General features: G+C 32.5%; 11 protein-coding genes, 1 pseudogene and 1 riboswitch. Of the genes and pseudogenes, 5 read left to right on the top strand and 7 right to left on the bottom strand.

What is annotated here, in order from left to right; translation table 11 throughout:
* Positions 1-116 precede the first annotated feature (116 nt).
* The 3 genes from CD128_RS01570 to CD128_RS01580 all read left to right on the top strand — a co-directional run bounded on the left by CD128_RS01570 (position 117) and on the right by CD128_RS01580 (position 5,681).
* On the top strand, positions 117-2,903 hold the full coding sequence (locus CD128_RS01570) for a type I restriction endonuclease subunit R (protein ID WP_103328339.1): 2,787 nt from the start codon (positions 117-119) through the stop codon (positions 2,901-2,903).
* Positions 2,904-3,007: 104 nt separating this feature from the next.
* Positions 3,008-4,564, top strand: a complete 1,557-nt coding sequence (locus CD128_RS01575; RefSeq protein ID WP_103328340.1) for a type I restriction-modification system subunit M — start codon at positions 3,008-3,010, stop codon at positions 4,562-4,564.
* Positions 4,557-5,681 carry a restriction endonuclease subunit S gene (locus tag CD128_RS01580; protein ID WP_103328341.1) on the top strand — a complete coding sequence of 375 codons (1,125 nt, stop codon included), beginning with the start codon at positions 4,557-4,559 and terminating at the stop codon, positions 5,679-5,681. The genes CD128_RS01575 and CD128_RS01580 overlap by 8 nt, the downstream gene beginning before the upstream one ends.
* A gap of 108 nt (positions 5,682-5,789) precedes the next feature.
* Here the strand turns inward: CD128_RS01580 and CD128_RS01585 are convergent, their stop codons facing one another.
* Positions 5,790-6,395 (bottom strand): stage II sporulation protein M, encoded by a 606-nt coding sequence (locus CD128_RS01585; protein ID WP_103328342.1) that lies wholly within the window; start codon positions 6,393-6,395, stop codon positions 5,790-5,792.
* Positions 6,396-6,688: 293 nt separating this feature from the next.
* Positions 6,689-9,886, bottom strand: a pseudogene (locus CD128_RS12035) (CDP-glycerol glycerophosphotransferase family protein).
* A gap of 240 nt (positions 9,887-10,126) precedes the next feature.
* On the opposite strand from CD128_RS12035, the gene CD128_RS01595 reads away from it, so the two are divergent.
* Positions 10,127-10,315 carry a hypothetical protein gene (locus tag CD128_RS01595; RefSeq protein ID WP_103328343.1) on the top strand — a complete coding sequence of 63 codons (189 nt, stop codon included), beginning with the start codon at positions 10,127-10,129 and terminating at the stop codon, positions 10,313-10,315.
* Positions 10,316-10,535: 220 nt separating this feature from the next.
* Here the strand turns inward: CD128_RS01595 and rarD are convergent, their stop codons facing one another.
* From rarD to CD128_RS01610, 3 genes are all read right to left on the bottom strand, one after another.
* Entirely contained in the window at positions 10,536-11,441 is a 906-nt protein-coding gene (gene rarD / locus CD128_RS01600; RefSeq protein WP_103328344.1) for an EamA family transporter RarD, read from the bottom strand.
* A 245-nt stretch (positions 11,442-11,686) separates the two neighbouring features.
* Positions 11,687-13,423: a phosphomethylpyrimidine synthase ThiC gene (thiC, locus tag CD128_RS01605; RefSeq protein WP_103328345.1), complete on the bottom strand. Its 1,737-nt coding sequence runs from the start codon at positions 13,421-13,423 to the stop codon at positions 11,687-11,689.
* Positions 13,424-13,609: 186 nt separating this feature from the next.
* Positions 13,610-13,713: riboswitch (TPP riboswitch) on the bottom strand.
* A 104-nt stretch (positions 13,714-13,817) separates the two neighbouring features.
* Positions 13,818-14,033, bottom strand: a complete 216-nt coding sequence (locus tag CD128_RS01610; RefSeq protein WP_103328346.1) for a zinc ribbon domain-containing protein — start codon at positions 14,031-14,033, stop codon at positions 13,818-13,820.
* A gap of 220 nt (positions 14,034-14,253) precedes the next feature.
* On the opposite strand from CD128_RS01610, the gene CD128_RS01615 reads away from it, so the two are divergent.
* Positions 14,254-15,012 (top strand): SDR family NAD(P)-dependent oxidoreductase, encoded by a 759-nt coding sequence (locus CD128_RS01615; RefSeq protein WP_103328347.1) that lies wholly within the window; start codon positions 14,254-14,256, stop codon positions 15,010-15,012.
* A gap of 137 nt (positions 15,013-15,149) precedes the next feature.
* On the opposite strand, the gene CD128_RS01620 is transcribed toward CD128_RS01615, so the two are convergent.
* Complete coding sequence (locus CD128_RS01620; RefSeq protein ID WP_103328348.1) at positions 15,150-15,923, bottom strand: hypothetical protein; 774 nt, start codon at positions 15,921-15,923, stop codon at positions 15,150-15,152.
* Positions 15,913-16,251, bottom strand: a complete 339-nt coding sequence (locus CD128_RS01625) for a PadR family transcriptional regulator (RefSeq protein WP_103328349.1) — start codon at positions 16,249-16,251, stop codon at positions 15,913-15,915. Before CD128_RS01625 ends, CD128_RS01620 begins: the two co-directional genes overlap by 11 nt.
* Positions 16,252-16,589: the final 338 nt, after the last annotated feature.

Consider the following 16,589-nt stretch of genomic DNA (forward strand, 5'->3'; position numbering starts at 1 on the left):
TTGTATTTGACAGTGGAAAATTATTTCGTTCTTAATCTCTTAAAATTATGTATTTTTCGCAATGTAAATGTTTCTTGTGCTATATTTAACATAAAGTACTATTTTTGGGTGATGTTATGAGTTATCAAGGTGAATTGGCATTAGAGAATGATGTACTTAAGCAATTAGAGTCTCAAGGTTATGAGAGAGTAATTTTGAGAGACCATGATCAATTGGTTGAGAACTTCCGTCAAATTTTAAATGAACGTAATATGGAGAGGCTTAATCACAAGCCACTAACAGATACAGAGTTTGCACGTCTAATGACGGATATCAGTGATAAAAGTGTGTTTGAAAGTGCAATGCAGCTACGTGATAGTTACACTTTAGAACGTGATGATGAAACGAAGGTCTACCTCTATTTCTTAAATACTGAACACTGGTGTCAAAATAAGTTCCAAGTAACCAATCAAGTAACTGTGGATGATAAATATAAAGGGCGTTATGACGTTACAATTCTTATCAACGGCTTACCGCTTGTTCAAATTGAACTTAAACGTAGTGGTATTGCGATTACGCAAGCTTTTAATCAAATTGAACGTTATCGCAAACATAACTACAGAGGCTTATTCCGCTTCATTCAACTATTCGTTGTAAGTAATAAGAAAGAAACGCGTTATTATGCCAATAGTGATAAGAAAATCTACAAGAGTTTCATGTTCTATTGGAGCGATAAAGATAATCGCCGCATTAATAATTTAAAAGAGTTTATCCAAGATTTCTTAGACCGTTGTCGTATCGCGAAGATGATTAGTCGCTACATGATTACCAACGAAACAGATCAAATTTTAATGGCGTTACGTCCTTATCAAGTCTATGCCGTTGAAGCACTGATTAATCGTGCAACTGAAACAAATAACAACGGTTATGTCTGGCATACTACCGGAAGTGGTAAGACTCTCACTTCTTTCAAAACAAGCCAAATTTTATCTGCCGATCCATCCATCAAGAAAGTCATCTTCTTAGTAGACCGTAAAGACTTGGATAGCCAAACGCTTGCAGAATTTAATAAATTCCAAATGGATTCTGTCGATTTAACTGATAATACGTATAAACTCTTGAAACAACTCGATGATCCTTTCCAAAAACTCATCGTAACGACTATTCAAAAAATGTCGAACGCGGTTAAGTCTGGCGCTAAAGTTATGGATAAATATAAAGATGATAAAGTCGTCTTCATAATTGATGAGTGCCACCGTACGCAATTTGGAGAAATGCATCGTCTTATTAGACAACATTTCAACAATGCGCAATACTTTGGTTTTACAGGTACGCCTCGTTTCGAAGAGAACGCCAGCCAAGATGGTCGTGCCACTGCTGATATTTTTGAAAAATGTTTACACACTTACCTCATCAAAGATGCCATTCGTGATGGGAACGTACTCGGCTTCTCAGTGGAATATATCAGCACATTTGCGAATGAATTACATGAGATGGAAGACACTTACGTTGAGAATATTGATGAAAGTGAACTATGGATGGCTGACGACCGTCTAAAATTAGTAGCTGAACATATTGTTCAAAATCATCATAAAAAGACGCGAAATCAAATGTACACATCAATCTTTACTGTTCAAAGCATACCGATGGCAATTAAATATTATAAAATCTTCAAGCAACTTAAAGAAGAAGGCAAACATGACCTCAATATCTCAACTATTTTCACCTATCAAGCTAATGAAGATAGCAAAAACCAAACGAATGATATTCATACCAAAGAAGAACTTGAAAAAATCATGGCAGACTACAATGGCACATTTGATAAAAACTATTCATTAGATTCATTTGATGGTTTCTTTAATGACATTTCTAAACGTGTAAAACAAGGTAACCCTGCCGAACGTTTAGACATCTTAATTGTTGTAGACATGTTCTTAACAGGATTCGATAGTAAAAAGTTAAATACACTATATGTAGACCGTAACCTTCAATACCATGGTTTAATCCAAGCCTACTCACGTACAAATCGTGTTGAAGATGAAACTAAACCATACGGCAACATCGTATGTTACCGAAATCTTAAAGAAAATACAGACAAAGCCATCGAGCTCTTCTCACAAACTAATGATACTGACACAGTTTTAAGTCCATCATTTGATACATTATTAGAAAAATTCAAAACTGAATTAGAGTCATTATTTAAACTTGCACCTACGCCGGACAATGTAGACTTACTAGAACGAGAAGATGAAAAGTATCAATTTGTCATGATTTACCGCACTTTAGCAGGTTTAATGCAAAGACTCAAAACATTCGATGAATTTTATTTCACACCGGATGTTATGGGTATTGATGAACAAACCTATGAAGATTACAAAAGTAAATACCTTAACATTTATGACGAAGTAAAAACGACACGCGAGTCCGATAAAGTATCTGTATTAGAAGATGTAGACTTTAAAATTGAGGTCTTACGAAATGACCTCATTAATGTTCAATATATTTTAGATTTATTAAATAACATCGATTTAACAGACATAGCACAAACAGAACGTGTTCGTAACCAAATCAAACAGTTATTAGATAAAGCAGATGACGATAAACTGCGTCTTAAAGCTGAACTAATTAGAGATTTCTTAGATAAAGTGATTCCCCAATTAGATGAATCTACAGTTATTGAAGATGCTTATTTTGATTTCGAAGACCGTGTTAAAGAGAGAGAAATCCAAGAATTTGCAGAATCAAAAGATTACCCTGTTGATTTATTAAAATCAGTTATTAATGAATATGAATTTAGTGGTCAATTAGACAATACTGTTGTCGAACAAGGTATTACGGGTGGCCTACTCGTACGTACTCAAAAGATTGAAAATGTTAAATCATTCGTTCAAGAAACAACAGAAAAATATGGCGCAGCGAACTAGATAAGTTAGGCGGTTTACCGTTTAACTTATTTTAATTTGTGATTTAAAATAAGAAATAAAATATAATAAACAATATAAATCAATCACTTAAGGAGGAAAACCTTGTGTCTATAACAGAAAAACAACGTCAACAACAAGCAGAATTACAGAAAAAATTATGGTCTATTGCCAATGATTTGCGTGGTAACATGGATGCAAATGAATTTAAAAACTACATTTTAGGATTAATCTTCTATCGTTTCTTAAGTGAGAAAAACGAAGAAATTGCTACAAAATTATTAAATGAAGACAATATTTCATACGAAGAAGCTATGAACAACGATACATATAAACCGATTGTTGAAAAAGAATTAATTACTCGTATTGGCTTCGTAATAGAACCTCAATATTTATTTAGCAATTTAATCAATAAAATTGAAACGCAAACATTCCAAATTGAAGATTTGAGCAACGCCATTAAAAATGTTGAAAACTCTACACGTGGTCATGAAAGTGAAGATGACTTTATCCACCTCTTCGATGATATGGACTTAACTTCAAGCCGTTTAGGTAATACAAATGCAAAACGTACACAACTCATTTCAAAAGTAATGGTTCAAATTTCAACACTACCTTTCGTACATAGCGATCTTGAAATCGATATGCTTGGCGATGCATATGAATATTTAATCGGCCAGTTCGCTGCTAGCGCGGGTAAAAAAGCAGGCGAATTCTATACACCTCAACAAGTTTCTACTATCCTTGCGAAGATTGTTACTAATGGAAAAGAAGACTTAAGAAGCGTCTATGACCCAACATGTGGTTCTGGCTCACTACTATTACGCGTGGGTGATGAAGCTAGAGTTCGTAATTATTATGGACAAGAATACAATAGTACAACATATAACCTAGCTCGAATGAACATGTTACTCCATGACGTGAACTATAAACGCTTCCAAATCGTTAACGACGATACGTTAGAACAACCAGCCTTCATGGATGAACGTTTCGATGCTGTTGTGGCTAATCCACCATACAGTGCTAAATGGAGTGCTGATCCTTCATTCTTAGACGACGAACGTTTTAGCAATTATGGTAAACTTGCGCCCAAATCCAAAGCAGATTTTGCATTTATTCAACACATGATCTACCACTTAGATGATCAAGGAACTATGGCGGTAGTCTTACCTCATGGTGTATTATTCCGTGGCGCTGCGGAAGGCACAATCCGTAAATATTTAATCGAAGAAAAGAATTATTTAGATGCAGTTATTGGTTTACCAGCCAATCTATTCTTTGGCACAAGCATCCCTACTAGTATTCTAGTATTTAAGAAATGTCGTGAAGCCAATGACAATGTAGTATTTATTGATGCTTCTCAATCTTTTGAAAAAGGCAAAAACCAAAACCACCTTACCGACAAAGACGTCAACAAAATCGTTGAAACATATCGTAATAGAGAAAACATTGATAAATATAGCTATGTAGCAACACTGGATGAAATCAAAGAGAACGACTATAACTTAAACATACCAAGATACGTCGACACTTTTGAAGAAGAAGAACCGATTGATCTAGACCAAGTCCAACAACAACTCGCAGACATCGATAAAGAAATCGCCCAAGTAGAATCAGAAATCAATGAATACCTCAAAGAACTAGGAGTGTTAAAACATGACTGAACAACAAAATACTCCAGAACTAAGATTTCCAGAATTTAAAGATAAATGGAAAGATTATCAACTTAAAGATGTAATCAAAGTTAATTCTGGAAAAGATTACAAACATTTAACTACAGGTAAATATCCAGTTTATGGAACTGGAGGTTACATGCTCAGTGTTTCTAATTATTTATATGAAAATGATGCTATAGGAATTGGAAGAAAAGGCACTATCAATAAACCCTATTTATTAAAAGGACCATTTTGGACTGTAGACACCTTGTTTTACTGCACTCCCTTAAAAGAAAATAATTTATATTTCATATTAAACCTATTTAGAAAAATAAATTGGAAAAAATATGATGAATCTACTGGTGTTCCTAGCTTGAGTAAAATAACTATAAATAAAGTTAAGTGTAAAATACCGCCCACTTCAGAACAAATAAAAATCGGTAATTTTTTTAGCAAACTCGACCGCCAGATTGAGTTAGAAGAAGAGAAACTTGAGCTTCTTGAAGCACAGAAGAAAGGCTATATGCAAAAGTTATTTTCTCAAGAAATGCGATTCAAAGATAATAAAGAGAACAACTATCCTGATTGGAAAATAGTTAAAATTGGGGACATTTTAGAAGAAAGAAATGAACGTTCAGGCGAAGGGGACATGTTATCTGTAACTATCAATCATGGGATTATAAAATTCGATGAAATTGATAGAAAAGACAATTCCAGTAAAGATAAAAGTAACTATAGAAAAGTTTACAAAGATGATATAGCTTATAATTCTATGCGTATGTGGCAAGGAGCAAGCGGCAAATCAGAATATGATGGAATAGTAAGTCCTGCTTACACTGTAACTATACCTAATGAAAGTATAAATCCAGACTTTATAGCTTATTATTTTAAAACTCATAAAATGATTCATAAATTCAAAATTAATTCTCAAGGTTTAACTTCTGATACATGGAATTTAAAATATAGACAATTAAAAGATATTAAAATTAATTTATGTTCAAAAGATGAACAAAATAAAATAGCTAATTTATTGATTACATATGATAAATTAATTAATAAACAAAAACACAAACTTGAGATACTTAAAACTAATAAAAAAGGATTTTTACAGAAGATGTTTGTGTAATTCTGATAACGTCCTATTATGTTAACTAAAAAAGAGAATCTTATCTAACGCTAGATAGGATTCTCTTTTTTGATTGCCACTTGTTTTACATTCTCTATGTAAAAATCATTAACTCATAAGATTAAATAAAAAGTTTGATACGTAGGTTTCTAAAAATGCTGCAATGATGATTAATGGTAATGCGATCATTACATAAAATTTAATTACGTTGATTAAGTTATCTTTAATCGCGTAGTTTTCTTTTTTACTTTTCCTAAAAAGATTGGTAAAACGGCGTGTGATGGCTTTGTTTAACATATACAATGCACTTGTTAAAATACACAATCCCATTACTTCAAATGTGTAGTGCGGGATAAATGCTATACTTCCAATCAATCCTTTATGTGTATCCAAACTTAGAAGGAAACCCAACATAATTCCGGGCATAATAATAGTAACCACTAGATTCATCAAATACAGATATGGTATAGGTAGTAAGGCTAAGATAAACATTTGTAGTGGAACGCGGAAACCATTATTGACGATATACTTCCAAACTTTTTCGACTCCTTTCGTGTTGCCAATCTTTTCGCTCGCATTTCCCATATCTCTCAATTCGTTAAATGAAGGATGTACAAAGTAACAAAATATCGTAGTAATGATTAAGCAAATTGTAGCAACTATAAATATTTTTAACGCTCGTTTAATAATGTTCAAATCGATTGTTTTTAGCATAAGCGACCTCTCTTTCTCTTTTATACTAACAAACATAACATGAGCCTGGGACATAAATAATATGATGATGCTATTTTGCAAATTCGCAGTAGCTGACTGAACTGAAAAGGCGCTTAAATCAAGCTTTTCCAGTTCTAGTCATCCTTGCGGGCGGGGCCCCCAACAAAGAGAATTTCACTAAGAAATTCTACAAGCAAAGCAAGTTGGGAGAGGGACGACGAATTTAAAAAGAATTCTGTCCCACTCCCCCTTCAACTATTTCTAGTAAAGGAGTCAAAATATATTTATCAGTCTTATTTGAAGAATTTTTCCACTATTGTTTTAGAAGCGATGCCTTTTTCAAAGGTACAGAAGCGATTGTAAAAGGCTTGATATTTATCACTATATGCTTCTTGTACGTTAGCAATATTTTTTATTGCTTCGATTAAACCAGCATTTGTTTTAATTAATGGGCCTGGTGCTTCTTTTTCAAAATCGAAATAAAAACCTCTTAATTTATTTTTGTAAAAATCTAAATCATAAGTGAAGAATAATAATGGTTTCTTTGTATTTGCAAAATCAAACATGACTGAAGAATAGTCTGTGATGCATATATCTGTAATTAAATACAAATCGCTGATTTCTGGATATTTAGCGCCATCAATAACAAATTCTTTTAATGATTCACTTAAATTTAACGCGTTACTAATAATAATATGCGGACGTAAAATTAAAATATAGTCATCTCCAATACTTTCTTTCAATTTATGTAAATCAAGTTTTAGATTGATGATATGTTTTTTGGCTTTATTAATTTCGTCATCCCTAAAAGTAGGCGCGTATAAAATGATTTTTTTATTGCCTTCAATACCTAATTTTTGTTTGATTAATTTTTTCTTCTCAGTGATATCTTTGTTTTCTGTATTATAAAACACATCATTTCTTGGGTAACCCACCTCAAGAATTTCTTTGTGGTAATCAAATGCTGTTTTAAAACATTTGCTTGCGTACGGACTTGGAGAGATTAAATAATCCCAGTTTTTAATGGCGTGATTAACTCTATTTTTATAATTTTCATCTCGTCCTTGGAATGTATCAACATCGTTCAACATTTTCTTCAATGGTGTCCCATGCCATGTTTGTATATAAATCGTATCTTTATGTTTATTAATATAATGCGGGAAGTTTTGATTGTTTATCCAATATTTTGCTCTAGATAAGTAATAGAAATATTCAGGTGACAATCTCTTAACTGTTTTAACATTTGGATCGTTGAATGGATAAAGGGTATTAGTAGCCCAAACAATTTGATAATTTTTATTTTGTTTCTTCAATTCATCATATATCAATTTCGGATTATCACTCACTAATTTCCCTACATTACTTTCAAACACAATTAAATCTTTTTTAACAGGTAATGAGCGTGTTAATCCAGCGTTAAATGTTTCCATTACTTTAAAATATTTTTCATTTTTTCTAAAACGATTCAGTATATGTTGCGAAAGAATATCATACTTAATTTTACTTTTAACTTTACTAGTCTTTTTAAAGTGAGTAATTGCATCAAATATTCTCTCACAATTGTTTTGATCTTTATATGCAATAAAACGATTAATACGTTCCTTTAGTGATGTATCAATAACAAATTGTTTCTTCTGTAAATTATCTAGTTCTCTTTCTAATTTATCTTGAGAATTAACAATAATTCCCGGTAATTCTTTTTCTATATCAATATGAGAGCCTTCTTTTCCTAGAAATTCATTTCTATCAAATTGATAATAGATGACTGGTTTATTTAAAAAACTAAAATCAAAAGCAACACTTGAATAATCTGTAATCATTAATTTGCTTTCTTTTATCAATTTCTAGACATTTACCTCTCCTTGCTTAATACGCGTTACATAGCTGGGGACATCAAAATAATCAATAAAAGGCTGCATATTAGGGTGTAAACAAAAAACAATGTTGGTACTTTCGTTAGCGAGTTCTTTTAATTTCTGACTATGAAGTAAATTGTTCATTCTTTTTAAATATTCCGAAGTTTGTAACTGATCAATACTTGTTAACCAATCTCTCCATGTTGGAATAATTAAGATTTGATTTTTAACTTCTGAATTAGGATTAAACAATTCATCAAATCTAGCTAGCCCTGTAACAGCCACTTGTTTACTAAAGAAATTCAAATCTTTCACAACTATTTCTTTTTCTCTATTAGAACTAGTGATAAATAAATCTATGTTAAAATCTTTTAACTGGTTACCATTGATATTGCACAAATTTTTTACACCTAAAACTCCGTGTTGTAAAAATACTTTAATGGCTTTTACTTTACGTGTATAAATTTTACTAGTTGTAGGATAAATTAATTCAGGATGATGTGTAGTACAGATGTAATCTGCTTTAAGCATAATTTTAAAATGTTCTGCTGAATTATAGAATATTACATTACCGAGAGGCAAAACATTTTTAGCTTCTTTAGAATTTTTTTCGATAATATAGTAAACAGGTTTCTCTGGGTGATGTGTTCTCATATATTTAAAGAAGTGATAACCATTATCCTGTGCTTTATAAGATTTTTCACCAATTACCCACACTTTTTGCTTTTCTTTCTTTAAAAAGTTGGGACGCTTTGGTCTTTTTAACTCATCCACATATGTTAAATAACTATTTATATCGTAGGTATTAATTCTAAAAGATAAATTACGGCCTTTCATAGTGAAATAAGGAGTAAGTGAGACTATATTCCCGTTAAACTCAGTGATAATTTCTCCTTTTAACAGCTTTTCAGCTATTATTCTAGGATTTCCGATTTTTATTCTTATATTTTCCGATGATTCTTGTACTTTAATGTTTAAGTAAATATCTATAATATCCTCATTTTCATATTCAAACTTCATAAAGTCTATCAAATCTTGGTAGATATCTACCGAAAAATTATAAGTGTATGTATTGCTCGTTTCAGTAATTTTTTTAAAGTTTATATTTACGTATTTTTCTCTCGGAGTCAGTCTAGTTTTTATTAATAGTTGCACATTCTCTAATGTCGAATTTAGTAGTGCAAACTGACCTTCTATGGATGCTTCATTATTGTTTATTTTAAGCGTATCAATATGTCTTCTTGAAAAATATGTTTTATTTAAAGCAAGCTCATCCAATGCTAAATGTAAAAAGCCATTTCTAGTTATATACGGCTGTATTTTAATGTTCTCATTAGCATTAACTACTACTTCAGATAAGCCTACAACTTCAGTTTGGTTATTGATAACTTTTAAGTTACGTTGAGTTGTTAAAATTGGCGTTGATTCTTCTACTATTATATATATTTTTTTATTTTCATATCGTATAAACTTCTTAGCAACTTTAATTAAATCTATTTTAAAATGTAAATCTTCATTAGTGTTTTCTAAAGTGAGTGAATCAAATTCATTTTTTATGTATAGTTTTTCAATCTTATTATTAGGATTCTCAAAATAGATATGTAATATTGATCCATCTTGCTTAATAGTTTGCAAATAAACCCCTTCTTTCATCTAAAAATCCAGGCAACACAATACCATCCTTTATATAGATTTTTTAACTATTATAAAAATCATCTACTTCAAAGTTGATATATGCGTTACAATACAAATATAATATTTAATAGAATTAATAATATATACAGTATTTTTATTATATCATAATTTATATAATAATTTCGTTGACGTTATTAAACTAAGTCTAGTGTTTATCACAATCAAAAAGGGATTGATAAAATGAAAAAGTTATTTTTAATTTTTAACAGTGCCTTATGTTTAATGCTTTTCTTTAAAAATAGACAACTTAAGAAAGAGCACCACTTTTATTTAACAAACATTGAATCTGAAGAAGATAAATTAGAAGAAATGGGCTTGTGTAAAGATAAAGATGGGAATATTCATCCAAAAGAAGAGGCATTTGAATGAATCAATTAACCTCACTTATATGTAACTAAATTTTATGTTCTAAAGTGGATTTTTTACATAACATAAGTGGGTTAGCTAGCGCACTTTGTAGCGTTAGCTTTTTTGTTTTTTATAACTGTAGTAACCAAGAAGTACAATGATTTACATTTTGTATGTTATAAACTTCTAAAGATATAAAAAAGCTCCTTCAACTATTTCTAGCAAAGGAGTCAAAATATATTTATTCTGGTCTTGGGTTGCGTTTCATTTTCACATATTGAGAAATACTGTAAAGTGCAATACCGATCCAAATAAAGATAAATGTGATGAATTGATGGATGTCAAATTGTTCTTTAAAAACAAAGATACCTAACAAGAATATTAAGGTTGGGCTAACGTATTGAATAAATCCTGTTAATGATAATGGAATGCGTCGTGCACCTGCTGAGAATAAAATGAGTGGCACGGCTGTAACGGCACCTGAGAACATTAGCCAGAAAGTATCCATGTTTGTACCTACAGATGTTTGGCTTGTTTGCCATAAGTAGATAATATAAATTAATCCGGCTGGTGCTGTCACAATACACTCGATTGTAATACCGCTAATTGCTTCAACTTGAACTAATTTTTTCAATAAACCATAAATTCCAAATGAGAAGGCTAACATCAATGAAATAATTGGGAATTCGCCTACTCGGATGGTCATATATAGAACGCCAATCGCTGCGAAAAGAATCGCAAGAGATTCAAATTTATTAAAGCGTTCTTTTAAGAAAATAAATGCTAATAAAATACTTACTAACGGATTAATATAATAACCAAGACTTGCTTGTAATACATGTCCATTAGATACTGCCCATATAAACGTTCCCCAGTTAATTGTAATCACATAACCGGCAATGATAATTGCGACAAGTTGTATTGGTTTTGTGAAAAGATGTGTTAAATCATGTTTAAATGTTTGAGATTTTCTTAGGATAAAGACCATTAAAATCATGAAGACCATCGAAAGTACAATACGATAGGCTAAAATCTCGAATGCACTAATTCCACCTATTAAACGCCAATATATTGGGAGTATACCCCATAATAAATGTGCCCCTAGCGCAAAGAGTATTCCTTTTTTAAATTCAGCATTAGAATCCATCTTTTAACCTCCTAGCTGTATAACCCTGGAAATATGTATTAAGTAATATATCTATCGTATCAATAGTTGGGATACTTGAGTATATTTGTTGCTCAAAATTATAAAAATACTATCAAATCAGCATTTCTTTATTATATTTTAGACATCCCGACCTCTAACATCACACAACCCGAAGTCTTACCATGCATTTTAAAACTAACAAAAAGCAGTGACTTCGAGAGCCACTGCCATAGGATATCTCAGTATTATTGATAGATTTTATTACCTGATTTTCTAAACTCTTCGGCTTTCTCTTTCATACCTTCTAATTGTTCTTTATAAGAGTCACGAATGTCATGTGATAATTTCATTGAACAGAATTTAGGACCACACATACTACAGAAATGAGCAATTTTTGCAGCTTCGGATGGTAAGGTTTCATCATGAAATTCTCTCGCACGTTCTGGGTCTAGTGAAAGGTTAAATTGATCAATCCAACGGAACTCAAAGCGCGCTTTACTAATCGCGTCATCTCGAACAGTCGCGCCTGGTAATCCTTTCGCTAAGTCGGCTGCGTGTGCTGCGATTTTATACGTTACCACGCCATCACGCACATCGTCTTTATTTGGTAAACCAAGATGTTCTTTCGGTGTTACGTAACATAACATCGCTGTGCCATGACTCGCAATTTGAGCTGCGCCAATAGCTGACGTAATATGGTCATAAGCTGGTGCGATATCAGTTACTAAAGGTCCTAATGTATAGAATGGTGCTTCTTTACAATAGACATCTTCTAAATCTTGATTCTCTTTAATTTTATGCATTGGGATGTGTCCTGGTCCTTCTATCATAACTTGTACATCATGTTTCCAAGCAATTTCAGTTAACTCACCTAACGTTTTAAGTTCTGCAATTTGACTTTCATCGTTGGCATCATAAATAGAACCTGGACGTAAACCATCTCCTAATGATACTGCCACATCATATTTGTTTAAGATTTTACAAATATCTTCAAAATGTGTATATAAGAAGCTTTCTTCATGATGTGCGAGACACCATTGCGCAATAATTGAACCCCCGCGTGATACAATGCCTGTTAAACGATCGACAGTTAATGGAATATAATGTAACAACACACCGGCGTGAATTGTGAAGTAGTCGACGCCTTGTTCAGCTTGTTCGATAAGCGTATCTCGATAGACTTCCCAAGTTAAGTCTTCAGCTACCCCATTTACCTTTTCCAAAGCCTGATAAATCGGCACTGTCCCTACTGGCACTGGGGAATTACGAATCAAATATTCGCGAGTAGAATGGATATTCTTACCTGTTGATAAATCCATCATCGTATCTGCGCCCCAATGAATCGCCCATACCAATTTCTCGATTTCCGCTTCAATAGACGAAGACACGACGGAGTTACCAATGTTCGCATTAATCTTAACTTTGAAGTTCTTACCGATAATCATTGGCTCTGATTCAGGATGATTAATGTTATTCGGAATAATCGCACGACCTCGCGCAATTTCATCTCTCACGAATTCTGGATCTACTTGTTCACGAAGCGCAACGAACTTCATTTCTTTCGTGATAATGCCACGTTTCGCGTAATGCATTTGCGTTACGACTTTATCCTTCATCGCACGTTTCGGTTGATAATGAAAAGGGTGCGCCACATAGTTCTTGTGGCCATCTTTCTTAAAGCCATTATCAATCGATTGAATCTTGCGTCCTTCGTAACTTTCAATATCCTCACGTTCCACAATCCATGAACTTCTAAGCTTTGGAAGACCACGATTAATATTTATCTCATAGTTCTCATCATGGTACGGTCCTGCAGTGTCATACACAACAACAGGTTCATTCTTAAAAGAACGGTTCTCAAGTTGCGTATCCGACAGTTCGATGGCACGAAACGGCACTTTGATATCAGCGTCTTCTCCTTGTTTAAAAATACGTGTGCTTGCTGGAAAATTCTTTTTAAACTTAATTAATTCTTGTTTCATATACATAACCTTCCTAAGATGCCAGGTGTATCTCAGATGACTGATATAAAATTGCGCACAAAAAAACATTCAGCTGAACACTGAATGCATAAGAAAATAAGCGAAAGTATATTAAACAAATATATGTATCTTAACGTATTTAAGTAGAACACGGACGAACTATGTCACTTTAATACCTCTTAGTTTAAATGTACTCACTTGCTTCCCTACGCTAGTATTAACTAGATCAGGTAAAAAGGGTTGGAGCCTTAAACTCCTTTCAGCCACTTGAAGCACCCCTAGCAGATGATATTGTATTACTAGCATAATTATACCAAACGTGTCATATTACTACAAATCGAGATTTATTATGCATAGAAAAACAGTGACTACTAAGCCACTGTCAAAACCTAACTTATCCACCAAAGAATAAGTCAATAATATCTCTTGTATTATTCGCATCTTGTTTATAAAACTCAGTATAACCACAGTTCTTACAAGTAATTGTTTTAAAGTTGTTATGTTGCACATCTAAAAATTTAGACAAACCTGAACCCGTAGCCGATAATGTGCCTTCTTCCACTTCCGTATGTCCACATTTCACACAACCATTACCTTGTCTATTTTCCATAATATAACACTCCTTATAAAACTTCCTTTTATTTATAACCTATTAATCTATGTTTAATCTATTTATTGCTATTAACTCAAGTTCTTAAAGCATTCAATATTTCCTTAAAACCTATAAGTTCAAGTTATGAATTAATAATTAAAAGGTATGATTATTTATTAAAACTCAAGGTATAGATTAGTAAGGGGAGTTCATGAATATCATTTTGGAGGGATTCTTAATGGGAAAATTAGATGAAAAGGTTGCATTTATTACTGGCGCAGGTTCAGGTATGGGGAAAGCACAAGCCGTTCTTTATGCCTCAGAAGGTGCAAAAGTCATTCTAGCTGACATTAATGAAGAAACTGTTAACCAAACAGCCACTGAAATTAAAGATAATGGTGGAGAAGCATTCCCTGTAACGATTGATGTTGCTAATAAAGAAAGTGTAGATAATGCTGTTCAACAAGGTGTAGAGGTTTTTGGTACTATCGATGTATTAAGTAATACAGCAGGCATTTTAGATGATTACAAGCCAACATTAGATACTTCCGAAGATTTATGGGATAAAATTATAAATATCAATTTAAAAGGAACGTACTTAGTAACAAATGCTGTATTACCACATATGATTGAAAAAGGTAAAGGCACGGTGATTAATATTGCTTCAATTGGTGCTTTTGTAGCTGGGGGTGGCGGTGCTGCTTATACTGCAGCTAAGCACGGTATCGCAGGTTATACTAAACAATTATCATTCGATTATGGCCTTAAAGGAATTAAAGCAAATGCTATCGCTCCAGGAGCCGTAGATACTGGTATGACGCATGATATGTTTGAAGAAGGTTCAGCCGACGTAATGGAAAAAACAAATTCAGTACCTGCTGGTCGTTATGGTCAACCAGAAGAAATAGCTAACTTATCACTATTCTTAGCAAGTGATGATTCGGATTTCATTCATGGTTCAATTATTCCAATTGACGGCGGTTGGTTAGTAGATTAATTTTCATGAAAAATTGTTTAAACTAATCAAAGCGTTAAATCACGTTATAAGTCTCACTAAAGCCTTAGAAATCGTGATTTAACGCTTTTTTATTAGAATACCAGTACTATTTCATCACACAATTCGTAGAGAATACTTTAATATTTCTTTTCTTTTCGGTTGGTGTAATAAGTATGGGCGAAGAATGCGATATTCATAAGTATAAGTAATATATTTGATGCGATGAGTGATACGACAGCGAACTGGCTGTCTGAATGACTATGTGCTTTGAATAATTGTGCAATGATGTTTGGTAGGCAAACAATGAGTGCGATGAGTGAGAATATTTTTTGTTTAACGATAAAGCATGCAATCATCACTATTGCGAGTAGTACGATACCTAAAATAATACTTTGAGTTTGCGATAAGGTTGCGATTGTATAAATAGGATGATGTTTAGTGATATAGGTACTTAATATCATAAGTCCAAATATGACTGCACCGCCTATAAACGCAAATAAATAGACTTTCTTTTGCTCGCCGTATTTAATAAAGATTTTTTTCAAAAGAAATAGTGGAGCAATAATACTTATTGCAAATATGAAAATAACATTTAAAATATAACCTACTGTTAGTGTAAACTCTTTATTGAATAAGTCTGGAATAGTATAAATCGCAAACATAAAGAGTGCAAAGTAGGTAATATACTTAGGTAATCCTTTGGTAAAACTCATTTCTTTGGAAAAGTTGTCGGCATAATCTTTCACAGGCGTGTTTAATATGCCACTAACATCGTCGCCATTCTGCTCTGCTGTTTCAAAGTGATCTTGTAATTCATCGCCAATTGCATGCACTTCTTCTTCGTCTTTACCTCTAAACAATAATTCAGCTTTCAATTTAAACAAGTAGTCTTCTTGTTCCTTACTTAACATCTTCATCACTCCCGAATAAATTATTCATTCCTGCGTTGAGGTAGCTCCATTTTTCTTTAAAACGTTGTAATTCTTCTTGGCCACTTTCAGAAATAGTGTAATACTTACGTTTTGGTCCGCCGTTGTCTGATTTACGAGTAGTTGTATTCACATAGCCTTTTTTACTTAATCTCAGAAGCACTGGATAAATACTGCCATCACTTATTTCAGGAAATTGATTTTCTTTTAATTTCTCTAAAATTTCATAACCATACGTTTCGCCTTTTGCTATAAGTCCAAGTATTGCGCCATCTAAAAGCCCCTTCATCATTTGATTGGATACTGACATGTCATCACCTTTTTATTAACTATCTTATAATATAAGATAGTCTATTATAAAAAAGAAGTCAACTATCTTACGTTAAAAGATAGTGACTCTTTAATAGTTGCTAAATTAAAGTTTATTAATTTTACTTGATGTTTACTTTCATTTCTCAAAAAGTTGAAATGAATTTTATTTTTATCTTATAAAAAATATATACAAATGCGTTAATAGGATTACAATAGAAATGTATCACATAGAATTCCATATATGTGATGAATAAATATATGGAGGTGATGCCATGCTAGCAATGCTAGCCGTGTCCATTGTAGCTAGTATAATTAGTCATTTAGTGATTAAACTTT

It is taken from the genome of Staphylococcus croceilyticus, assembly GCF_002902575.1.
Classification (GTDB): Bacteria; Bacillota; Bacilli; order Staphylococcales; family Staphylococcaceae; genus Staphylococcus; species Staphylococcus croceilyticus.

Bases quoted from the DNA above. Each gene is read 5' to 3' on its own strand.
- CD128_RS01570 (WP_103328339.1), top strand. From the start codon at position 117: ATGAGTTATCAAGGTGAATTGGCATTAGAGAATGATGTACTTAAGCAA.
- CD128_RS01580 (WP_103328341.1), top strand. From the start codon at position 4,557: ATGACTGAACAACAAAATACTCCAGAACTAAGATTTCCAGAATTTAAA.
- CD128_RS01585 (WP_103328342.1), bottom strand. From the start codon at position 6,395: ATGCTAAAAACAATCGATTTGAACATTATTAAACGAGCGTTAAAAATA.
- CD128_RS01595 (WP_103328343.1), top strand. From the start codon at position 10,127: ATGAAAAAGTTATTTTTAATTTTTAACAGTGCCTTATGTTTAATGCTT.
- rarD (WP_103328344.1), bottom strand. From the start codon at position 11,441: ATGGATTCTAATGCTGAATTTAAAAAAGGAATACTCTTTGCGCTAGGG.
- thiC (WP_103328345.1), bottom strand. From the start codon at position 13,423: ATGAAACAAGAATTAATTAAGTTTAAAAAGAATTTTCCAGCAAGCACA.
- CD128_RS01610 (WP_103328346.1), bottom strand. From the start codon at position 14,033: ATGGAAAATAGACAAGGTAATGGTTGTGTGAAATGTGGACATACGGAA.
- CD128_RS01615 (WP_103328347.1), top strand. From the start codon at position 14,254: ATGGGAAAATTAGATGAAAAGGTTGCATTTATTACTGGCGCAGGTTCA.
- CD128_RS01620 (WP_103328348.1), bottom strand. From the start codon at position 15,923: ATGTTAAGTAAGGAACAAGAAGACTACTTGTTTAAATTGAAAGCTGAA.
- CD128_RS01625 (WP_103328349.1), bottom strand. From the start codon at position 16,251: ATGTCAGTATCCAATCAAATGATGAAGGGGCTTTTAGATGGCGCAATA.